The organism is Streptomyces sp. NPDC058092 (assembly GCF_042884935.1).
Classification (GTDB): domain Bacteria; phylum Actinomycetota; class Actinomycetes; order Streptomycetales; family Streptomycetaceae; genus Streptomyces.
Genome location: NZ_JBHVSY010000017.1, coordinates 150,286 through 170,195, shown reverse-complemented (window position 1 = coordinate 170,195; position 19,910 = coordinate 150,286). Strand labels below are relative to the sequence as shown.

Below are 19,910 nucleotides of genomic sequence, written 5' to 3'. Positions count from 1 at the left end.
ACCGGACCACACGAATAGAACAGGTTTCGAACATAGAGCCAAGGCTGTGTGGACGGTCCGTCGAAAGGCGGCCGATTGCCCGTTTCCTGAGCCACCCGAACCCGTCGAAGATTGTCGACGTCGCATACCGCCGGGTACAGTCGCGGCCACTACTCCCCCTGGGATTCGGAATTCCCCCACCGGACCCCAGCACACAGGTCCTGCTGCCGAGGCGAGAGAGAAGTTGGTGAACGACCAGCACCCCCACGCCGGGTTCGCCGGATACGACAGCCAGGCCACCGGCAGCTTCGACAGCGATCCGCTCTTCGGCTCCCTCCCCGGTCACTACGACGGCGCGTACGACAGCGGCTACGACACCGGGCAGGCCGGATACAGCGGCCAGTACGACTCCACCCAGTGGGACACGGGCGCGCACCCGACCACCTCGCACGACGCCTACGCCCCGTACCCGGCACAGCCCGAGCAGCAGCAGTACGCCGCAGGCCCGGTGTACGACACCACAGCCGCCTGGGCGCCCACCGCCACCTTCGCCGGCGTTCCGGCACAGGGTGGCGCCCCGGACGCCACGGGCCAGTGGGAGACCAACGACTGGCACCGGACCGGGCAGTGGGCGACGACCGGCACGGCCGTCTACGACACCGGCGCGTACGACGCCACCGCCTGGAACACCGGCGCCACGCCCGAGCACGAAGAGCAAACCGCGCAAACCACGCAAACCGCACAGGTGTTGCACGAGGCACCAGCGCCACACGAGGCGTACGACGCACACCAGCCGTACGCCCCGTACGAGGCCCACCACACCGCCGAGTTCAGCCTCCCGGAGACGGACTTCGACACCGACGGGCACCAAGCCGACGAAGCCACCGGCGACGACAAGGCCGCCGCCGCGAACCGCGACACGGCCGACGCTCCCCTCGAAGCCCACCGCCCCCTCGGCCGCACCGCCACCCGCGGCGCCGGTGGTCGCAGTCGGCGGCGTTCCCCCGCGAAGCGTTCCGCGCTCCTCACCGTCGCCATTCCCTCCGCCTGCGTGATGAGCGTGGCCGGTATCGCCGCGGCTTCCGTCAGCGGACTGGGCGGCGAGGACAAGAAGGACAACAACACCACGATGGCGGCCGCCGACCCCGGCTCCGTCAAGCCGGTCGACGCCAACAACAAGCTGGACACCCAGCTCGCCAACCTCAGCGCCGACGCGGAGAACTTCGCCGACCGCGCCAGCCGTACCCAGGAACGCATCGACCTGAGGGAGCGGCAGGCCGCCGAGAAGAAGAAGCGCGAGGAAGAGGCCGCCCGCAAGGAGGCGCTGCGCCCCAAATTCCTCCTGCCGGTCGCGCAGCACGGCCTCAGCGCGTACTTCGGCCAGGCGGGCGTCAACTGGATGTCCGTGCACACGGGCATCGACTTCCCCGTCTCGTACGGCACGCCCGTGATGGCCGCGACCGACGGCACCGTACGCACCCAGCTGAACAGCGCCTACGGGAACATGGCCATCGTCACCATGGCCGACGGCACCGAGACCTGGTACTGCCACCTCAGCAGCACCAGGATCCGCTCCGGCCCGGTGAAGGCCGGCGATGTGATCGCGTACTCCGGGGATTCGGGGAACTCCACAGGCCCGCACCTGCACTTCGAGGTACGGCCCGGGGGCGGAGCGGCAATAAACCCGCTGCCCTGGCTCCGCAGCCACGGCCTCAACCCGACTTGAGCCACCCGGCGGCCGGTGCAACTGCCCCGGCCGCCCACTCGGCTACCGCACTACAGCTTCTCGACCGGCGCGTACCGCAGCAGCAGCTTCTTCGGCCGCTCGTCCCCGAAGTCGACCGTCGCCTTCGCCTGGTCGCCGAAGCCCTCGACGGCCGTCACCGTTCCGAGCCCGAACTGGTCGTGCGTGACCCGGTCCCCGACGGCCAGCGTGATCGTCGGCTTGTCCGAGGTCCGCCGGGTCGCGAAGCCCGAGGGGCCGGAGCGCGAACGGGACGAGGACAGCGACGAGGTGATCCCCGACGTCGGTCCGGCCGGGGCCGCCATCGGCCCGGTCCGCTTCCACTCCAGGTGCTGGTCCGGGATCTCCTCCAGGAACCGCGACGGCGGGTTGTACGAGGGCTGCCCCCACGCGCTGCGCATCGCCGCCCGGGTCAGGTAGAGCCGCTCGCGGGCCCGGGTGATGCCTACGTACGCGAGCCGCCGCTCCTCCTCCAGCTCCTTGACCTGGCCGAGCGCCCGCATGTGCGGGAAGACGCCGTCCTCCATGCCGGTCAGGAAGACCACCGGGAATTCGAGGCCCTTCGCGGTGTGCAGCGTCATCAGCGTGATGACACCGGAGCCGTCCTCGTCCTCGTCGGGGATCTGGTCGGAGTCGGCGACGAGCGCGACCTTCTCCAGGAATTCGGCGAGCGTGCCCGCGCCTTCCTCTTCCCCCCGCTCCTGCTCGAATTCGAGGGCGACGGCGGCGAGTTCCTGAAGGTTCTCGATGCGGGTCTCGTCCTGCGGGTCGGTGGACGCCTGGAGCTCGGCGAGATAGCCGGTCCGCTCCAGGACGGCTTCCAGGACCACCGCCGGGCCCGCGCCGGACTCGACGATCGTGCGCAGCTCCTCCATCAGCGTGTTGAACCGCTTGACGGCATTGGCCGACCGGGCCGCCATGCCGTACGCCTCGTCGACCCGGCGCAGCGCCTGCGGGAAGGTGATCTTCTCGCGCATCGACAGCGCGTCGATCATCGCCTCGGCGCGGTCGCCGATGCCGCGTTTGGGCACATTGAGGATGCGGCGCAGCGGGACGGTGTCCTCGGGGTTGGCGAGGACCCGGAGGTAGGCCAGGACGTCCCGGACCTCCTTGCGCTCGTAGAAGCGCACGCCGCCGACGACCTTGTAGGGCAGGCCGACGCGGATGAAGATCTCTTCGAAGACCCGGGACTGCGCGTTCGTACGGTAGAAGACCGCGACGTCGCCGGCCTTGGCGTCGCCCGCGTCGGTCAGCCGGTCGATCTCCTCGGCGACGAACTGCGCCTCGTCGTGCTCGGTGTCGGCGACATAGCCCGTGATCCGGGCGCCGGTGCCGGCGTTCGTCCAGAGGTTCTTGGGGCGGCGGCTCTCGTTGCGTTCGATGACCGCGTTGGCGGCGGACAGGATCGTCTGCGTGGAGCGGTAGTTCTGCTCCAGCAGGATCGTGGTCGCGTCCGGGTAGTCCTCCTCGAACTGGAGGATGTTGCGGATGGTCGCGCCGCGGAAGGCGTAGATCGACTGGTCCGCGTCACCGACGACGCACAGCTCGGCGGGGGCGTCGACCTCGCCGGCCGGGCCGACCAGTTCGCGTACGAGGGTGTACTGGGCGTGGTTGGTGTCCTGGTACTCGTCGACGAGGACGTGCCGGAAGCGGCGGCGGTAGTGCTCGGCGACGCCGGGAAACGCCTGGAGCAGGTGGACCGTCGTCATGATGATGTCGTCGAAGTCCAGCGCGTTGGCCTCGCGCAGCCGGGACTGGTACATCGCGTAGGCCTGGGCGAGGGTCTTCTCGAAGCCGTCCGATGCCTGGCCGGCGAAGGTCTCCTCGTCGATCAGCTCGTTCTTCAGGTTGGAGACCTTCGCCGTGAACGACTTCGGCGGGAAGCGCTTCGGGTCGAGGTCGAGATCGCGGCAGACCAGGGCCATCAGCCGCTTGGAGTCGGCGGCGTCGTAGATCGAGAACGACGACGTGAAGCCGAGCTTCTTCGACTCGCGGCGCAGGATGCGTACGCACGCGCTGTGGAAGGTCATGACCCACATGGCGTTGGCGCGCGGTCCGACGAGCTGCTCGACGCGCTCCTTCATCTCGCCCGCGGCCTTGTTGGTGAAAGTGATCGCCAGGATCTGGCCGGGGTGCACCCCGCGCTCGGCGAGGAGGTGGGCGATCCGGTGGGTCAGCACCCGGGTCTTTCCGGAACCCGCCCCGGCGACGATGAGCAGCGGGGAGCCCGCGTGGACCACGGCGGCGCGCTGCTCGGTGTTCAGCCCGTCGAGGAGCGCCGCGGGGTCGATGACGGGGCGGTGCGCGCCGTCGCGGTAGTACGCCTCCCTGGGCGGCGGGGGCCCGTCGAATACGCCCGCGAAGAGGTCCTCCGGCACCGCTTCGGGTGCGGAGTCCTCGGGGGGCGGCGGGGGCTCTTCCTCCGAGTGCTGGAGGCCGGCCAGGAAGCTGTCGTCAAAGAGGCTGCTCATCGCTTGTCGAGTCTAGGCCGCCGCAACGACACACGACGGCCGCATGCCGAACCGCACCCGGGCCGCGTGCCCGCCCCACCCCGCGACCGGGCACGCAAAGAGAGCGGACACCCACTCCCGGTGAGGAATTCCGGGCCTCCGTCCGCCCCTGCCGCCCCACTTCGCCGAGGTCACGAAAATGTATCGGGCATATCGAACATCAACCTTCACAGCAGCACCGTGGGTTGGCTAGCGTGCTCGTCCGGGCGGCCCGTACCCCCTGAGGCGAACCACGCCGAGCGGGCGCCCACGCCGAATCCGGGCTGCCCTCGTGGGAGTTCGGAACCGGGGACCCACACGCAGTACCGGGGTGAATCGGTCCTTTTCCCCATGCGGACCGTAGGGCAGCCTTCCGTTCCGCCCGAACCCGACAGCTAACCCGGTAGGCGGTCCACGGAAGGAGATGCCGACCTTGGCGTCGCATCGCAAACCGCGCACCCGGATGCGCACCACCGCACCGGCCGTCGGGCTCACGACGGCCGCACTGGCGTCCGTGACCCTGCTCTCCACGCAGAGCGCGACGGCCGCCCCCGCCCCGAAACCCGGCATCGAGGACGTCCAGAAGAAGGTCGACGACCTCTACCGGCAGGCGGGCACCGCGACCCAGCAGTACAACCAGGCGAAGGAAGCCGCCGCCACCCAGCGCACCAAGGTCGACGCCCTGCTGGATGATGTCGCCAAGCGCGCCGACCAGCTCAACGACGCCCGCAGGACGCTCGGCACGTACGCGGCCGCGCAGTACCGCAGCGGCACCATCGCGCCGAGCGCCACCTTCTTCCTGGCCGACGACCCGCAGTCGTACTTCGACCAGAGCCAGCTGATGGACCGGATGACCAGCCGGCAGCAGAAGGCGATCACGGACTTCCGTACGCAGCAGACCAAGGCGGCGAAGAAGCGTGCCGAAGCGGTGCAGAGCCTGGAGACGCTGACCACGACGCAGACCACGCTGCGCACCAGCAAGCAGGACGTCCAGAAGAAGCTGGGCGAGGCGCGCGCGTTGCTGTCGAAGCTGACCGCCGAGGAAAAGGCGCGGCTCGCGGAGCTGGAGCGGAAGAAGGAGGCGGAGGCCCGGCGCAAGGCGGAGGAACTGGCCAAGCAGCAGGCCGCCGCCAAGGCGGAGGCGGACCGCAAGGCCGCGGAGGCCGCGAAGGAAGCGGATTCCGGCAGCGGTACGGGCACGGGCAGCGGTACGGGCGCCGGCACCGGCTCGGACAGCAGCGCCACCGCCAAGGCGGAGCAGGTCCTCGCCTTCGCCCGGGCCCAGATCGGCAAGCCGTACGTCTGGGGCGCGACGGGCCCGTCCTCGTACGACTGCTCCGGGCTCACCCAGGCGGCGTGGAAGGCCGCGGGCGTCGACATCCCGCGCACCACCTGGGACCAGGTGAAAACAGGCACCCGGGTCGCGACGGCGGACCTGCGCCCGGGCGACCTCGTCTTCTTCTACGACGACATCAGCCACGTCGGCATCTACAAGGGCGACGGGATGATGATCCACGCGCCGAAGCCGGGGGCGAATGTGCGCGAGGAGTCGATCTACTACATGCCGATCTACGGCAGCGTGCGGCCGGCCTAGCGGTTCGCGTGACCATCGGCCGGGGCGTGAGCCGACATCGGCCGGGGCGTGAGCCGGCCCGCGCCCCGGCCCGCCCGCGCCCCGGCCGATTCAGGACCCGGGTCCGGCTCAGGCCCCAGGCCTCAGGCGCCTGGCGCCTGGCGCCAGGCGCCAGGACAGCGACCTCAGACCCCAGGCCCCAGGCCCCAGGGCAGCGACCTCAGGCCCCAGTTCTCAGGTCCAGAGCGTGGCGATGAAGATGTTGGCGAGCGTCAGCCCGCCCACGGCCGAGAAGGCGCCCTTGTCGACCTTCTCCTCGTCCCGCTTGATGTAGACCAGCGCGAGGACGACGACCAGGAGCAGCAGCTTGACCCCGATCTTGATGTTGTTCACGGGGTTGTCATCGGCCTGGTTGAGCCCGACCAGTGCGACACCGGTGACCAGCATCGTCAGCGCGCCGTGGAGCATCGCCGGAACGAACCGGGCCGTGCCCGCGCCCATCGCCTTCATCTGGGTCAGGAAACCGCCCAGCAGAGAGGCGATACCGATGATGTGCAGGGCGACGAAGACATGAATGAGTACGTCCATGAGGCCGCAGCCTAGCCCCGCCCATATCACCACTCCGCAGGCAGGTACGGCTTCCTGCCGCTTCGCTCGCGTCTGCACCAATTGCCTGACTCTGGTGCAATTTTTCCGATCGATTGGCGACAGTGCCGCGCCAAATTCGGGCAATAGGCGTCATTACGACTCTTCCCCGTGCCCCGGGTTTAGCGTCCTGACCAGGTGACCGGCCTCACCGCCGCTCCGCACCCGGACGGCACACCGGTCACCCCGCTGGGAGATCCGGCGGCGGGCCGCTCCCCCGTTGGCGACCCGCCGCCGGACCTCCGGCGGGCCCGCCGGTAGTCCCCGACGGGCAGTCGCCAGGAAGGACGCACGCCCCCGTGGCAGCGCACCGGAAACCCAAGCAGCGCCCGTACACCGGCTCTGCTGCCCGCACCGCGGCCGCCCTCGCCTTCGCCGGGGCCGCCACCGCTGCCGTACTACCGGGGTCGGCGCACGCCGACCCCCAGCGAACCCCCGCCCAGATCAAGGCCGAGGTGGACCGGCTCTACCACGACGCGGAGGTCGCCACCGAGCAGTACAACGGCGCGAAGGAAAAGGCGACCGCCGCCGCCGACGCCGTCGACACCCTGCGCGACGAGGCCGCCCGCAGGACCGAGCGCCTCAACGCCTCGCGCAACGCACTCGGTTCGCTCGCCGCCGCGCAGTACCGCACCGGCGGCCTCGACCCGTCCGTACAGCTGGCGCTCTCCTCCGACCCCGACCAGTACCTGGAGCGCGCGTCGTACGTCGACCGGATCGGCGACCGCCAGGCCGCCGGGGTCGACGAGGTGGAGCGGCAGGTCGTCCGGATCGCCCAGCTGCGCTCGCAGGCCAAGGGCAAGCTGGCGGCGCTGGCATCGCGCCAGGCCGAACTGAAGAAACACAAGGCGACGATCAGGGCCGAACTGGCCGACGCGCAACGGCTCCTCGCCGCCCTGTCCCCGGCCGAGCGCACCGCCTACGAGGGCTTGGACGGCGTGCGTTCCGCCGGCCACGCCGACCGCGGCACCGCGCGCGGCCCCGTCCTCGCCCCCAACTCCCGCGCCGCCGAGGCCGTCGCGTTCGCGTACGGGGCGCTCGGCAAGCCGTACGTCTGGGGCTCGACCGGTCCGTCCTCGTTCGACTGCTCCGGGCTCACCCAGGCCGCCTGGCGCTCTGCCGGCGTCTCGCTGCCCCGGACCACGTACACCCAGATCAACGCCGGTCAGCACGTCTCGCGCTCCGAACTGGCCCCGGGCGACCTGGTGTTCTTCTACTCGGGCATCAGCCATGTCGGGCTCTACATCGGCAACGGCCAGATGATCCACGCCCCGCGCCCGGGAGCGCCGGTGCGGATCGCGCCCATCGATCACATGCCCTTCGCCGGAGCGACCCGGGTGGCATAGGCTCGCCGCTTCCGGTCAATAGGCAAGAGGACACCCGCACATGCCCATGGACGCCGAGGTCCAGATCCACGCCCGTACGCTCGCCCTGCGCTCCCCCAACCATCTGCGGGTCGGCCCCTTCACCGTGCAGTACACCCCCGGCTGGTCGCTCAAGTACGCCAATTACGCGATACCCGACCAGGACGCCGAGCCGACGGCCGCGGACCTCGACGCGCTGATCGCTGCGTTCCGCGAGCGCGAGAGGCTGCCTCGGCTGGAGTATCTGCCGGGCTGGGCGCCCGCAGTCGAACCGGCTCTGCTCGCCGCCGGGTTCACCGTCGAGAACCGGGCCCCGATCATGGCCTGCGCCCCGGACGACCTGCTGCCGCCGAAGCCGGTGGAATCCCTCGTGATCGCCGAACCGGTCACCGACGCGGAGTTCGACGCCGCCGCGCTCGTCCAGCACCACGGCTACGGCGGGACCGGCGAACCCGAGGGCGGCGAGGCGGCCTGGCTGCGCGCGGCGGCCGGGGGCGGCGGGGCCGCGGCCCTCGCCACGGTCGACGGCGTCCCGGCGGGCGCGGGCGGCTGCTCGATCCCGGCCGACGGCCTCAGCGAACTGACCGGCCTCGCCGTCGCCGACGCCTTCCGCCGCCGCGGCATCGGCGCCGCGCTCTGTGCCCACCTGACCACGACCGCCTTCGAGCGGGGCTGCCGGGTGGTGTGGCTGGAGCCGGGCGACGCCGATGTGGAGCGGATCTACGCAGGCATCGGCTACCGCCGGGTCGGCGAGAAGCTGAACATCTCGCTCGACCCCGACGGTACGGCCGGCTGAGACGGGACCCGCCCTCGGCGGGCCGGTACCGGAACCAGCCCGCCGACTCAGACCAGCCGTCGCGCCGTCGCCCACCGGGTCAGCTCGTGCCGGTTGGACAGCTGGAGCTTGCGCAGCACCGCCGAGACGTGCGACTCGACCGTCTTCACCGAGATGAACAGCTGCTTGGCGATCTCCTTGTACGCGTAGCCGCGGGCGATCAGCCGCAGCACCTCGCGCTCGCGCTGCGTCAGCCGGTCCAGGTCCTCGTCGACCGGCGGGGCGTCCGTGGAGGCGAAGGCGTCGAGGACGAAGCCGGCCAGCCGGGGCGAGAACACCGCGTCGCCGTCCTGGACCCGGAAGACCGAGTCGACCAGGTCGGTGCCGGTGATCGTCTTGGTGACGTAGCCGCGGGCGCCGCCGCGGATGACGCCGATGACGTCCTCGGCGGCGTCCGAGACGGACAGCGCCAGGAACCGCACCGGGTTCTCCACGGCGCCCATCAGCGGGGCGCAGCGGCGCAGCACCTCGACGCCGCCGCCGCCCGGCAGGTGGACGTCGAGGAGGACGACCTCGGGGCGGGTCGCCGTGATGACGGTGACCGCCTGGTCGACGTCGGCGGCCTCGCCGACCACCTCGACGCCCGTCTCCTCGGTGCGGCCGATCTCGGCCTGGACGCCGGTGCGGAACATCCGGTGGTCGTCGACGAGCACGACCCGTGCCCGGCGCTCCGGGCCCCCGGTCGCCTCAGTGGTCTCCGTCATCGCTCGCCCTCTCCATTTCCAGCTCGACTTCCGTGCCCCCGCCGGGCACCGAACGCAGCCGCGCCGTACCGCCGTTGCGCTGCATCCGGCCGATGATTGATTCTCGTACGCCCATTCTGTCCCCCGGTACGGAATCCAGATCGAATCCCGGGCCCCGGTCGCGTACCGAGACGAAGACCGTGCGGCCCTCGACCTCGGCATAGACCTGCACGGCTCCGCCCTCGCCACCGTACTTGGCAGCGTTGACCATCGCCTCGCGCGCGGCCTGCATCTGCGCGGCCAGCTTCTCGTCCAGCGGGCAGTCGCCGACGACGACGACCTCCAGCGGGACGCCGTGCTTGTCCTCGACCTCGGCGGCGGCGCGTTTGACCGCCTCGGCGAGGGTCTCGGGTTCGTCGTCCTCGTCCTTGCCGGTGCCCTCGGGGTTGTACAGCCAGTTGCGCAGTTCGCGTTCCTGGGCGCGGGCCAGTCTGCGGACCTCGCCCGCGTCCTCCGCGTTGCGCTGGATCAGGGTGAGGGTGTGCAGTACCGAGTCATGGACATGGGCGGCGACCTCGGCGCGCTCCTGGGCCCGGATGCGCATCGTGCGTTCCTCGGAGAGGTCCTGGGTCATGCGGACGAGGTAGGGGCCGGCCAGCAGTGCGATGCCGGTGAGGACGGCGATCGCGGCGGTGAGGACGTTGCCGAGCTGGGCCGCGGAGCCGCGTACCACCATGAAGACGGCCAGTCCCAGGCCGACCAGGGCGACCCCGGCCAGCCCCCGGGCCAGATGCAGGACCCGGCGGCGGCTGCCGACCTCCATCCAGCGGGCGCGCCGGGCGTTGTCGGCCTGCCGCCACACCAGTACGGAGCCGGCGCCGATCAGCAGCGTGGGCCAGATGTAGCGGTCGGCCTTGCTGCCCATGTTGACGTTGCCGACGAAGATCATGGCGCCGACGAACAGCGCGATGAGGGCGAAGATCTGGCCCCTGTCGGGTTTGCGGAGCCGGCGTCTGCCGTCCGGGGCGGTCTCGAAGACGGAGCGCGGCACCTCCACGCCACCGACACCGAGCGGGACGATGATCCAGAAAACGGCGTAGAGCAGCGCGCCGAGGCCGTCCGCGAAGAACAGGCCGAGGAAGACGAACCGTACCCAGACGACGGGCAGCCCGAGATGCCCGGCGAGTCCGCGCGCGACGCCGCCGAGCATCCGTCCGTCGGCGCTGCGGTACAGCTTGCGCAGCGGCGGCTCCTCCGGGTCGGTTCCGGGGGAGCTCGCGGCGGCTCGGGGCGTGGCGGCTGGCATGACCCGATGGTCACATGCCCGCACGGGCGACGGCATCAGGGTCCGCCCCGGACTCGACCCTGAGAGCTCGGCTCCGGGGGCGCGAACATTTCCCCCCAGGGGTCCCGCGGGCCAATATCAGGGATCGGCCAGGGTCGGCGCGGGTCCCGGACGGGCGCCCGGCCCGTCACCATGGAGCCATGACCGTTCCCCAGGACGCCTCCCCCGGTGTCGCACCGCCCCCGGCCCCGGGACCCCACCTGCGGCGCAGCTCGCGGCACAAGGTCGTGGCCGGGGTGTGCGGCGGGCTCGGCCGGTACTGCGACGTCGATCCGGTGATCTTCCGGATCGTGCTCGGTGTGCTGTCCGTCACCGGCGGCATCGGGCTGATCTTCTACGGCTTCGCCTGGCTGCTCATCCCCCTGGAGGGGGCGGACGAGAACGAGGCACGCAGACTGCTGTCCGGTCGCGTCGAGGGGGCGTCGCTGATCGCGGTGCTGCTCGCGCTGATCGGCTGCGGGCTGTTCCTCTCGATGCTGGGCAACGGCGGCACGCTGGCGTTCTCCGCGATGCTGACGCTCGCAGTCGTCGGCTTCGCCGTCTGGACGCAGAATCGCAGGACCGCGGCGCCCGAGGACCCGCTGCATCCGGCGACCGCGCAGGCGGTGGCGGACGCGCCGCCCGAGGTGAAGGCCCCGCCCAGGCCGGGCAGCCCGTCGTGGTGGCGGGACCCGATCGTCAAGGACGGCACCTCGGGACCGGTGGGCCCCGGCTATTTGTGGGGTCCGGCCGACGCGGCGTTCGACGGGCGGGCGGTACGCCCCCAGGGAGCGACGCCGAAGGACCCGTTCCGCGCGCCCCGGCGGGAGCCCGGCACCACGGGTCCGGTCTCGATCGGCGGTCTCGTGTTCCTGTTCGCGCTGATCGCGGGCGGGCTGGGCACGGGGCTGAGCTGGGACTCCCACCCCCTCGGCACGAGTCTGCAGATCGGTCTGGCCGGTGCGCTCGCGGTGTTCGGGCTGGGGATGCTGGTCAGCGCGTTCCTCGGGCGGACCGGATTCGGCACGGTCATGCTGTCGATGATCACGGCGGCCCTGCTGGCGGGCGCGTCCGCGCTACCGAAGGACATCACCACCCAGTGGGTGCGCGAGGGCTGGCGGCCGGCCTCGGTGGCGGCGGTACGGCCGCACTACGAACTGGGCTCCGGGGTGGCGCGGCTGGACCTCACGGAGATCACGGTTCCGCCGGGCGGCACCGTCCGTACGGAGGTCAACGTCGGGGCGGGCCGCGCGGTCGTCGTCGTACCGAAGGCCGTGACGGTGAAGGTGGACGCGCGGGCGACCCTCGGCGACATCACGCTGCCGCTCAGCCGGCCGAGCGGCGCACCGGCCGGCAAGGCGCGCGAGGTGAATGTCAATCCTTCGCAGAATGAGCACAGGACGCTGCCGCCGCCCCCGGGGAGCAAACCGGCCGGCACGGTCGAGCTCACTCTCGAAGTCGGCATCGGACAGGTGGAGGTCACCCGTGCTGCGTCATGAGATCCGTCCGGGACGGGCGGTGGCGGGCGTGGTCATGCTCGCGCTGGCAGCGGGATACGCGGCGGACGCGGCGGGGGCCTGGAACGCCCCCTGGGTGTTCTTCTTCCCGCTGTTCTTCGGCGGCCTCTGGCTGGCCGCCACCGTGACCTGGGCGAACTACCTGATCCGTCGCCGTCGGGACGCGAGAAAGGCATCCACGGAGAACGCCGCGGCCCCGCCGAGCAGCAGTGGCAGCCAGGCCATGAGGTAGGCCAGGTCGTTGCCGAAGTAGTACGGCTCGACCTGCCAGCTCACCGTCAGCCACAGGCTCAGCGAGATCAGTGCCCCGCCGAGCGCGGCAAGCCGCGCCCGGAGCCCGATGAGGGTGCCGATGCCGACGAGGAGTTCGCCGATGGCGATGGCGTACCCGAAGGCGCCGGGGCTCTTCAGCGCGAGGTCGACGAGGGCCGGGATCGCGGACGAGTCGCGCACCGCGTGCATCGTCTCGCCGATGGAGCCGGCGCCGTTCGCACGGAAGAAGGAACTGTCCGTCAGTTTGTCGAGCCCGGCGTAGATGAAGGTGACACCGAGAAAGATCCGCAGGGGCAGCAGGGCATGCTCCCGTGCCAGCTCCTTGATCCCTCTCGGCTCACCCAGACCGCGTACCCTCGTGCCGTAACCCTGAATGTCCTGCATGTGGCTGCCCCGCCTTCCGTAGACCCGTTGACAGACCATACGTACGTGGTGAACGCGCGGCTCACCCGGTGGGGCATCCGTTCGGCCGGTATCCGCCACCCCTCGGCGGGGGGGCACGGGCTCCGGCGGTCAGTCCGTCACATCGATCTCGACCCGGTTCGTCTCGACCCCGGCGGCGGTCACGACCTGCACCTCCACCAGCCCCGGTTCCACCTCCACCGGTACCGGCACGGTGAGCACGCCGTCGGTCGGGTTGGCGAAGCCGCCGGCGACCGGGACCAGCGGCACATGCACATGGACCCGGCCGATCCGCACGACCATGCGGGCCAGCCGGTCCGGCGTCCCGGCGCCGGGCGGCACGAAGCCCGCACCGCGGATCTCGATGTCGTCGCCGGTACGGATCGGCGCGTCCAGATCCCCGGCCTCCCGGGCCCGGACCACCGAGAGCACCACCGGACGCCCGCCCTCCACGTACTTCCCGGCGAAGTACGCGAGCGCCGAGACGGTGACCAGCAGCGCGAGGCCCCAGGGCAGGTCGGGCAGCTGCTCGGGCCGCCGGGCCAGCCGGACCGCGGCGAACAGCACGGCGACGGTGCTCACCAGCACGTACTGCACATCCGTGAAGCTGCCCCGCCCCGAGTCGTCGGTGAGCAGATCCGCGGCGCGCGGCCGCTCGGCCCGCAGCTTCTGCAGCCGCCCGGACAGGGCGCGTACGGTCACCACCCGGCGTACGACCACGGCGACGGCGCACACCAGCGCCAGCACGGTCACCACCCCGGCGCCCCGGGACAACTCCAGCCCCTCGATCAGTTCGTCGCGCTCGGCGTGGCCGGACGCGCCCGCCAGCTGGAGCGCCAGCACGAGGACGGAGAAGACGGCGATCAGCACCCAGGACGCGGCGACCGCCCGGGAGGTGGAGAGCCGGTTGTCCTCGCCGATCACCGGGGCGAACAGGCCGCCGCGGGCCCGGTGGACGTGGGCGGCGGCGGTCAGCAGGCCCGCGGTGACGAGCCCGGCGACGAGCCCCGCCGTACGGGCGTTGGTCCAGCCCGCACCGATGGCGGTGGCGGCCTCGGCGACGACCAGCACGGCGACGCTCCCCCACACCGCGATCAGGGTGCGCCGCCACACCCGGTACAGCCAGGCGCCGCCCGCCTCCCGGCCCCGTTCGGCCACGGTCCTGGCCGACTGGGTCAGCTCGTCCGAAACCCACTGGCGGGTCGCGGAGGCGGACTGGGCGACCCCGGGCGGCAGCCCCTGGCCCGCGGCGAATTCGTCCCGTTTGGTCAGGAAGGCGGCCACCGCGCGCCGGTGGCCCTCACGCGCCCCGTGCGGGCAGTCGCCGCACGTGCAGCCGCCGCCGTGCGTGCTGCTCGCCCTCGCCTCGTCCAACGCCACGGAGAACGCCGCCCTTTCAAGCCCAGGTACAGCCAACTCGGCTGTGATTGCTGCGAATTGTGCCGTACGGCAGGGCTGCGGACCGCATCGGGGCGGTCCGTCGGCGCGTATCGTCAGAATGTGCGACTGATCCGGCGCCACAGCGGCTGGTAGTTGATCCAGGCCACCAGGTCGCTACCGAGCTGCTCACGGGTGGCGACGGCGTCCCGATGTTCGATCAGCACCGGCTTTCCGGCCGCCCGCGCGGCCAGTTGCACCTGGCAGGAGCGTTCCAGCGCGATGAACCACCAGGCTGCCGCGTCCACCGAGTCGCCGACGGTCAGCAGCCCGTGGTTGCGCAGCACGACCGCCTTGTGCCCGCCGAGCGCGGCGGCGATCCGGCGCCCTTCCTCCTCGTCGACCACGACGCCGGTGTACGCGTCGTACAGCACATGATCTTCATAGAAGGCGCAGGATTCCTGGGTGATCGGTTCGATGAGCTCGCCGAGCGCGGAGAGGGCCCGCCCGTGCACGGAGTGGGTGTGCGCGACGGCGACGACGTCCGGACGCGCCCGGTGCACCTGCGCATGGACGGCGAACGCCGCCTGATTGACGTGGTGCCGCCCCTCGACGACCTGCCCTTCCCCGTTGACCAGAATCAGCTCGTCCGGCGCGAGCCCGTCGAAGGGGGCCCCGAAGGGGTTGACCCAGAAACAGTCGGCGAACTCCGGGTCCCGCGCGGTGAGGTGACCGGACACGCCTTCCTCGTACCCGTACGCGCCGAACAGCCGCAGCGCCCCGGCCAGCCGCTCCTTGCGGTACGCGCGTTCCTCGTCGACCGTTTCATGGACGGGCGGCAGCGCGAACTGCAGTTGTTCCACAGGTATCGGTGTGGGCTCGGGCATGGCGGCTCCTCCGGACTCCCAGGGCGTACGGAACCGGAAGTTACCGCCGGTTGCCGCAAGTGGCCAGGGGTGTCGGGGAACGATCCGTTGTGGGGCCGGGCGCGGGCTCCTTCAGGGGCGGCGACGGTTGATCGCGGTGAGGTCGATATCGATGGGGAAGGGGGCGTCCAGCTTCAGCCTGCTGTGGTGGATGCCGGTGGCCACGTAAGCCCTGAGCGCGGGATCGAGCTCGTAGACGTACACCACCGGGAGGCCCTCGTTCTGCTCCACCCGCCAGAAGTACCGAACGCCTGCGGCAGCGTATTTGCGGGGCTTGACCTCGCGGTCCCTGTCTTCCGACTCCTCCGAGACGACCTCCACGGCCAGAATGACGTCCTCCGGCCGCAGCCACGTGTCGTTCGGTCCGGTATCCGCTCCGAGCGGAACCACGAGCACATCCGGCTCCGGCCGGTTCCGCTTGTTCAGCCTGATGCTGAATTCCCGGAAGACATCGAGATCGTCCGGAGCCTGGTCGAGAAGTGCGTTTTCCAGCAGACGCATGGTTCGCATATGAAACATTGTCTGCGGACTCATGAAAACGAGACTCCCGTCGATCAACTCCGTGCGCCTCGGCAGATTCGGCAGCCGATCGAGGTCGTCAGCCGTCCAGCCACCGGGCGGCGGAACCGGATAGTTGTACTTCTCGTCCAACTCGAACTCGGGTGCGGCGCTCATGATTGCTCCCATGGGAGTGAGTCTCGTCCAATAAGCCAGCCTACCCAGCTGGTACGACAATGCCGCCGCCCAAACGAATGAGCGACGGCATCAGCGTTGACCCTGCAAAAAGGTCACTCCCACTCGATGGTGCCCGGCGGCTTGCTCGTCACGTCGAGCACGACGCGGTTGACGTCGGCGACCTCGTTGGTGATGCGGGTCGAGATCTTGGCGAGCGTCTCGTACGGCAGGCGCGACCAGTCGGCCGTCATGGCGTCCTCGGAGGAGACCGGGCGCAGGACGATCGGGTGGCCGTACGTGCGGCCGTCGCCCTGGACGCCGACCGAGCGGACATCGGCGAGCAGGACCACCGGGCACTGCCAGATGTCGCGGTCCAGACCGGCCGCGGTCAGCTCCTCGCGGGCGATGGCGTCGGCCTCGCGGAGCAGGTCGAGCCGCTCCTTGGTGACCTCGCCGACGATACGGATACCGAGGCCGGGGCCGGGGAACGGCTGGCGCTGGACGATCTCGTCGGGCAGGCCGAGCTCCTGGCCGACCATCCGGACCTCGTCCTTGAACAGCTGGCGCAGCGGCTCGACGAGCTGGAACTCGATGTCGTCGGGGAGACCGCCGACATTGTGGTGGGACTTGATGTTGGCGGTGCCGGTGCCGCCGCCGGACTCGACGACGTCCGGGTAGAGCGTGCCCTGGACGAGGAACGCGACGTCCTCGCCGGCCGCGCCCGCCTCGGCGACGAGCTCGGCCTGGGCCTGCTCGAAGACGCGGATGAACTCGCGGCCGATGATCTTCCGCTTCTGCTCGGGGTCGGAGACCCCGGCCAGCGCGGTCAGGAACCGCTCCTCGGCGTCGACGACCTTCAGCTGGACGCCGGTGGCGGCCACGAAGTCCTTCTCGACCTGCTCGGTCTCGCCCTCGCGCATCAGGCCGTGGTCGACATACACACAGGTCAGCTGGGAGCCGATGGCCTTCTGCACGAGGGCTGCGGCGACCGCGGAGTCGACTCCGCCGGACAGGCCGCAGATGGCGCGCTTGGTGCCGACCTGCTCGCGGATCAGTGCGATCTGCTCATCGACCACATTGGTCGTGGTCCAGGTCGGCTCGATTCCGGCGCCGCGGTAGAGGAAGTGCTCCAGGACCTGCTGGCCGTGCGTGGAGTGCAGGACCTCGGGGTGGTACTGGACACCGTAGAGCTTCTTCTCGTCGTTCTCGAAGGCGGCGACCGGTACGACGTCGGTGGACGCGGTGACGGTGAAGCCCTCGGGGGCGGCGGAGCAGGCGTCGCCGTGCGACATCCAGACCGACTGCTCGGCGGGCGTGCCCTCGAAGAGCGTGGAGCCGGACTTGGAGACGGTGAGCGGGGTACGGCCGTACTCGCGGGCACCGTTGTCGTCGACGGTGCCGCCGAGCGTGGTGGCCATCAGCTGGAAGCCGTAGCACATGCCGAAGACCGGGACCCCGGCCTCGAAGATCGCCCGGTCGAGGGAGGGCGCGCCCTCCGCGTACACCGAGGAGGGGCCGCCGGACAGGATGATCGCCCGGGGGTTCTTGGCCAGCATCTCGGCCACCGGCATCGTGGACGGGACGATCTCGCTGTAGACCCGGGCCTCACGGACGCGTCGGGCGATGAGCTGGGCGTACTGCGCCCCGAAGTCGACAACGAGGACCACGTCGGTGGCGATGTCGGGGGCGGCGAGGGGTGCTGCTGGCACGGGCGGCCTTCCGGCGGTGAAGGGGGGTCGGTTTTGTCGATTCTACCGGTCGACCGGGGTTACCGAGTCGGCCGTCGTCCCACCCGGGACCGCGGGTGCGGAGCCGGCCGTCGTCCCACCCGGGACCGCGGGTGCGGGAAGCACGGGCTCCGGAGCGGCCTCCGGGTGGTGTCTCAGCATCCGGGCGCCGTGTTGGCCCGCCCGGGCGGGCCGGGCCATACTGAGTTCCATGCGACAGCACACGACCTTCGTCTTTACCTATGGCATCCGGCCCGCCGGCTGCCATGGTCGTGCTGCTTGATCCACTGACAAGCAACGTTCCAGGCGCCCCGGGCCGAAAGGCCCGGGGCGTTCTGGCGTTCCGGACCGGTCGGTTTCGGGGGCCGCACCCCACGAGGAGTCACCACCATGGCCGGCACCGCCCCCACGAGGACCGTTACCGAGCAGACCGCCCCCACGAAGACCGCCGCCGAGAAGACCGGCGCGCACACCGATGAGGCCGCCGCCCTGATCGACGGCGCCAGGTCCCGCATCGACGCCCTCGACGACCGGATCATCGGACTCGTCCAGGAGCGGATGGCCGTCTCGGCGGTCATCCAGGAGGCGAGGATCACCTCCGGCGGCCGCCGGATCAATCTCTCCCGCGAGATGGAGATCCTCGGCCAGTACCGGGACGCGCTCGGCAAGCCCGGCACTTCCCTCGCCATGACGCTGCTGGAGCTCTGCCGCGGCCGGGCCTGACGCCCCGAGCCCGGGGCCCGGGAGTGTGCGGACGTATCCCAGTTCGGGCCGACTCTCACCCGTACGGCGCGTGACCGGGTCCGTCGCGGCTTCGTTGGTCCCGGTGTCCGTGCCAGCCAGGGGCGGCTTTGGAAGAAACCACGCGTGGCTCCGCTGGAGCGTGTGGCGTACTGCAGGTACGCCGTGGGACCGCGCCCCAGCGTGCGTGACCGGTCGGCAGGGGACAGCAGCCCGGTCACTCCAAGAAACGGTCGGCTCCGGGGACGCCCGGAGCCGACCGTATCCGGTCGGAACGGTTTGCTCGGGGAGCAGCCCGTCCAGCTCGGCGCCGAAGCCGCGTCCGGGTGTTCATCCAGCAGGGCCCCCTGGACCACTTCCGGTCCGCGGGGCCCTTGCTCATGTGCCGTGTCCAGGTTCCCGGCGACCACGGGTCGGGCGCGGAGGGGCACGTGAGCGGCGTCACATAAAGGTTCTGTGAACAAGCGGACAACCATTGCGGCGGACCACGGGTCAATCATGCGGAACCACCGGCCCCGCTCGTGTTCCCCCGCCACGCCGGGCCAGTCCCTTATCCGTACTGCTCAAAGCGGTACGCCGGACTTCTGAGGTCATCATGAAGCTTCGCCGCACCATGGCGCTCGCCGCCGCCACGGCAGTCATCGCTCCCGCCGCGGTCCTGGCCGCCCCGGCCGCGTTCGCCGAGACGACGGACGGGACCGCTGCCGTCGAGACCACCGCCTCGCCCTCGCCGAGCGACTCCGAGTCCACGGAGGCCGAGGCGAGCCCCTCCGCCAGTGAGTCCACCACCGCTCCCGCCGAGGAGTCCGGCAAGCCCGGCCCGGGCGAGACGGCCGAGCCGACCGGGAGCACCGCCCCGAACGAGGTCGCCGCAAGCCCGAGCGACTCTGCGCGCGCATCCGCCTCCCCGTCCGCGTCCTCCTCGGCCGCGCCCCCGTCGGAGTCCGAGGACCCGGAGGAGCCGGCGGAGTGCTCCAAGTCCGACCTGGACATCTCCATCAACGGCCTGCCCGGCAAGATCGCCCGGGGCAGCGGCTGGCACCAGTTCAAGATGAACGTCTACAACTCCTCGAAGTCCGTCGTGAAGGAGATCGACTACTTCGCGGGCGCCTCTTCCGACAAGGACGGCAACGACCTCTTCAAGTCGAAGCACGTCAGCCTCCAGGCCCTGGACCAGGACACGAACAAGTGGGAGGACCTCAACGAGGACGGCCGCGCGGTCGGCTACGTCGGCCAGTCCGACGACATCCGTCCGGGTTACGAGGTCGACATCCCGCTGCGCATCAACGTGAAGTCGACCGCCCCCGTCGGCGCCGGCTTCACCCTCGGCGCCGGTCTGTACGTGGGCGACAAGGACTGCTTGGGCTTCAGCGACGTCGCGTACAAGTTCAAGATCGTGAACTCCGGCGAGAGCGGCTCGACGCCGCAGACCGGCGGCACCGCTCCGGTCCCGTCCACGAAGCCGGCCGACAACCCGACGGCCAAGGTCTCCGGCTCCCTCGCGGAGACCGGTTCGTCCTCCGCGGTGCCGGTGTTCGCCACCGCGGGCGGCGCGGCCATCGTGCTCGGCGCGGGCGCGATGTTCATCGTGCGGCGCCGCAGGAACGGTGACGCGGCCGCGTAAGGCGTTTCGTCA

General features: G+C 70.9%; 16 protein-coding genes and 1 riboswitch. Of the genes, 7 read left to right on the top strand and 9 right to left on the bottom strand.

What is annotated here, in order from left to right:
- The first annotated feature begins 226 nt into the window (after positions 1-226).
- A complete protein-coding gene (locus tag ACFVV1_RS26470; protein ID WP_389993756.1) occupies positions 227-1,705 on the top strand; it encodes a M23 family metallopeptidase in 1,479 nt (492 codons plus the stop codon).
- A gap of 50 nt (positions 1,706-1,755) precedes the next feature.
- Here ACFVV1_RS26470 and pcrA read toward each other — a convergent pair whose 3' ends face one another.
- Positions 1,756-4,194 (bottom strand): DNA helicase PcrA, encoded by a 2,439-nt coding sequence (gene pcrA, locus ACFVV1_RS26465; protein ID WP_389993753.1) that lies wholly within the window; start codon positions 4,192-4,194, stop codon positions 1,756-1,758.
- 279 nt (positions 4,195-4,473) lie between these two features.
- A riboswitch (cyclic di-AMP (ydaO/yuaA leader) is annotated at positions 4,474-4,638 on the top strand.
- On the opposite strand from pcrA, the gene ACFVV1_RS26460 reads away from it, so the two are divergent.
- Positions 4,637-5,806: an NlpC/P60 family protein gene (locus tag ACFVV1_RS26460; protein WP_389993750.1), complete on the top strand. Its 1,170-nt coding sequence runs from the start codon at positions 4,637-4,639 to the stop codon at positions 5,804-5,806. (Overlaps the previous riboswitch by 2 nt.)
- A 213-nt stretch (positions 5,807-6,019) precedes the next feature.
- On the opposite strand, the gene ACFVV1_RS26455 is transcribed toward ACFVV1_RS26460, so the two are convergent.
- Positions 6,020-6,373 carry a hypothetical protein gene (locus ACFVV1_RS26455; RefSeq protein ID WP_389993747.1) on the bottom strand — a complete coding sequence of 118 codons (354 nt, stop codon included), beginning with the start codon at positions 6,371-6,373 and terminating at the stop codon, positions 6,020-6,022.
- Between the two features lie 356 nt (positions 6,374-6,729).
- On the opposite strand from ACFVV1_RS26455, the gene ACFVV1_RS26450 reads away from it, so the two are divergent.
- Together ACFVV1_RS26450 and ACFVV1_RS26445 are read left to right on the top strand one after the other, a co-directional pair.
- Positions 6,730-7,776: an NlpC/P60 family protein gene (locus ACFVV1_RS26450; protein ID WP_389993744.1), complete on the top strand. Its 1,047-nt coding sequence runs from the start codon at positions 6,730-6,732 to the stop codon at positions 7,774-7,776.
- Between the two features lie 40 nt (positions 7,777-7,816).
- Positions 7,817-8,590 carry a GNAT family N-acetyltransferase gene (locus tag ACFVV1_RS26445; protein WP_389993741.1) on the top strand — a complete coding sequence of 258 codons (774 nt, stop codon included), beginning with the start codon at positions 7,817-7,819 and terminating at the stop codon, positions 8,588-8,590.
- Between the two features lie 47 nt (positions 8,591-8,637).
- On the opposite strand, the gene ACFVV1_RS26440 is transcribed toward ACFVV1_RS26445, so the two are convergent.
- Positions 8,638-9,333, bottom strand: coding sequence for a LuxR C-terminal-related transcriptional regulator (locus ACFVV1_RS26440; protein WP_389993738.1), 696 nt, complete (start codon positions 9,331-9,333; stop codon positions 8,638-8,640).
- Entirely contained in the window at positions 9,317-10,618 is a 1,302-nt protein-coding gene (locus ACFVV1_RS26435) for a PspC domain-containing protein (RefSeq protein WP_389993736.1), read from the bottom strand. The genes ACFVV1_RS26440 and ACFVV1_RS26435 overlap by 17 nt, the downstream gene beginning before the upstream one ends.
- A 179-nt stretch (positions 10,619-10,797) precedes the next feature.
- Between ACFVV1_RS26435 and ACFVV1_RS26430 the strand changes: the two genes are divergently transcribed.
- Positions 10,798-12,135, top strand: coding sequence for a PspC domain-containing protein (locus tag ACFVV1_RS26430; protein WP_389993733.1), 1,338 nt, complete (start codon positions 10,798-10,800; stop codon positions 12,133-12,135).
- 156 nt (positions 12,136-12,291) lie between these two features.
- On the opposite strand, the gene ACFVV1_RS26425 is transcribed toward ACFVV1_RS26430, so the two are convergent.
- The 5 genes from ACFVV1_RS26425 to guaA all read right to left on the bottom strand — a co-directional run bounded on the left by ACFVV1_RS26425 (position 12,292) and on the right by guaA (position 17,515).
- The gene (locus ACFVV1_RS26425) at positions 12,292-12,801 is read right to left on the bottom strand and encodes a DoxX family protein (protein ID WP_389993821.1); all 510 of its coding nucleotides are present in this window, start codon (positions 12,799-12,801) and stop codon (positions 12,292-12,294) included.
- 138 nt (positions 12,802-12,939) lie between these two features.
- Positions 12,940-14,208, bottom strand: coding sequence for a hypothetical protein (locus ACFVV1_RS26420; RefSeq protein WP_389993730.1), 1,269 nt, complete (start codon positions 14,206-14,208; stop codon positions 12,940-12,942).
- A gap of 113 nt (positions 14,209-14,321) precedes the next feature.
- Positions 14,322-15,092: a class II aldolase/adducin family protein gene (locus ACFVV1_RS26415; protein WP_389993727.1), complete on the bottom strand. Its 771-nt coding sequence runs from the start codon at positions 15,090-15,092 to the stop codon at positions 14,322-14,324.
- A 111-nt stretch (positions 15,093-15,203) separates the two neighbouring features.
- A complete protein-coding gene (locus ACFVV1_RS26410; RefSeq protein ID WP_389993724.1) occupies positions 15,204-15,806 on the bottom strand; it encodes a Uma2 family endonuclease in 603 nt (200 codons plus the stop codon).
- 113 nt (positions 15,807-15,919) lie between these two features.
- Complete coding sequence (guaA, locus tag ACFVV1_RS26405; protein WP_389993721.1) at positions 15,920-17,515, bottom strand: glutamine-hydrolyzing GMP synthase; 1,596 nt, start codon at positions 17,513-17,515, stop codon at positions 15,920-15,922.
- A 408-nt stretch (positions 17,516-17,923) separates the two neighbouring features.
- Here guaA and ACFVV1_RS26400 point away from each other — a divergent pair, with 408 nt between their 5' ends.
- On the top strand, positions 17,924-18,256 hold the full coding sequence (locus tag ACFVV1_RS26400; RefSeq protein WP_389993718.1) for a chorismate mutase: 333 nt from the start codon (positions 17,924-17,926) through the stop codon (positions 18,254-18,256).
- 613 nt (positions 18,257-18,869) lie between these two features.
- A complete protein-coding gene (locus ACFVV1_RS26395; protein WP_389993715.1) occupies positions 18,870-19,898 on the top strand; it encodes an LAETG motif-containing sortase-dependent surface protein in 1,029 nt (342 codons plus the stop codon).
- The last annotated feature ends 12 nt before the right edge of the window (positions 19,899-19,910 follow it).

Coding starts and splice junctions, on each gene's coding strand:
- pcrA (WP_389993753.1), bottom strand. CDS start 4,194: ATGAGCAGCCTCTTTGACGACAGCTTCCTGGCCGGCCTCCAGCACTCG.
- ACFVV1_RS26460 (WP_389993750.1), top strand. CDS start 4,637: ATGCCGACCTTGGCGTCGCATCGCAAACCGCGCACCCGGATGCGCACC.
- ACFVV1_RS26455 (WP_389993747.1), bottom strand. CDS start 6,373: ATGGACGTACTCATTCATGTCTTCGTCGCCCTGCACATCATCGGTATC.
- ACFVV1_RS26445 (WP_389993741.1), top strand. CDS start 7,817: ATGCCCATGGACGCCGAGGTCCAGATCCACGCCCGTACGCTCGCCCTG.
- ACFVV1_RS26440 (WP_389993738.1), bottom strand. CDS start 9,333: ATGACGGAGACCACTGAGGCGACCGGGGGCCCGGAGCGCCGGGCACGG.
- ACFVV1_RS26435 (WP_389993736.1), bottom strand. CDS start 10,618: ATGCCAGCCGCCACGCCCCGAGCCGCCGCGAGCTCCCCCGGAACCGAC.
- ACFVV1_RS26430 (WP_389993733.1), top strand. CDS start 10,798: ATGACCGTTCCCCAGGACGCCTCCCCCGGTGTCGCACCGCCCCCGGCC.
- ACFVV1_RS26415 (WP_389993727.1), bottom strand. CDS start 15,092: ATGCCCGAGCCCACACCGATACCTGTGGAACAACTGCAGTTCGCGCTG.
- ACFVV1_RS26410 (WP_389993724.1), bottom strand. CDS start 15,806: ATGAGCGCCGCACCCGAGTTCGAGTTGGACGAGAAGTACAACTATCCG.
- ACFVV1_RS26400 (WP_389993718.1), top strand. CDS start 17,924: ATGGCCGGCACCGCCCCCACGAGGACCGTTACCGAGCAGACCGCCCCC.
- ACFVV1_RS26395 (WP_389993715.1), top strand. CDS start 18,870: ATGAAGCTTCGCCGCACCATGGCGCTCGCCGCCGCCACGGCAGTCATC.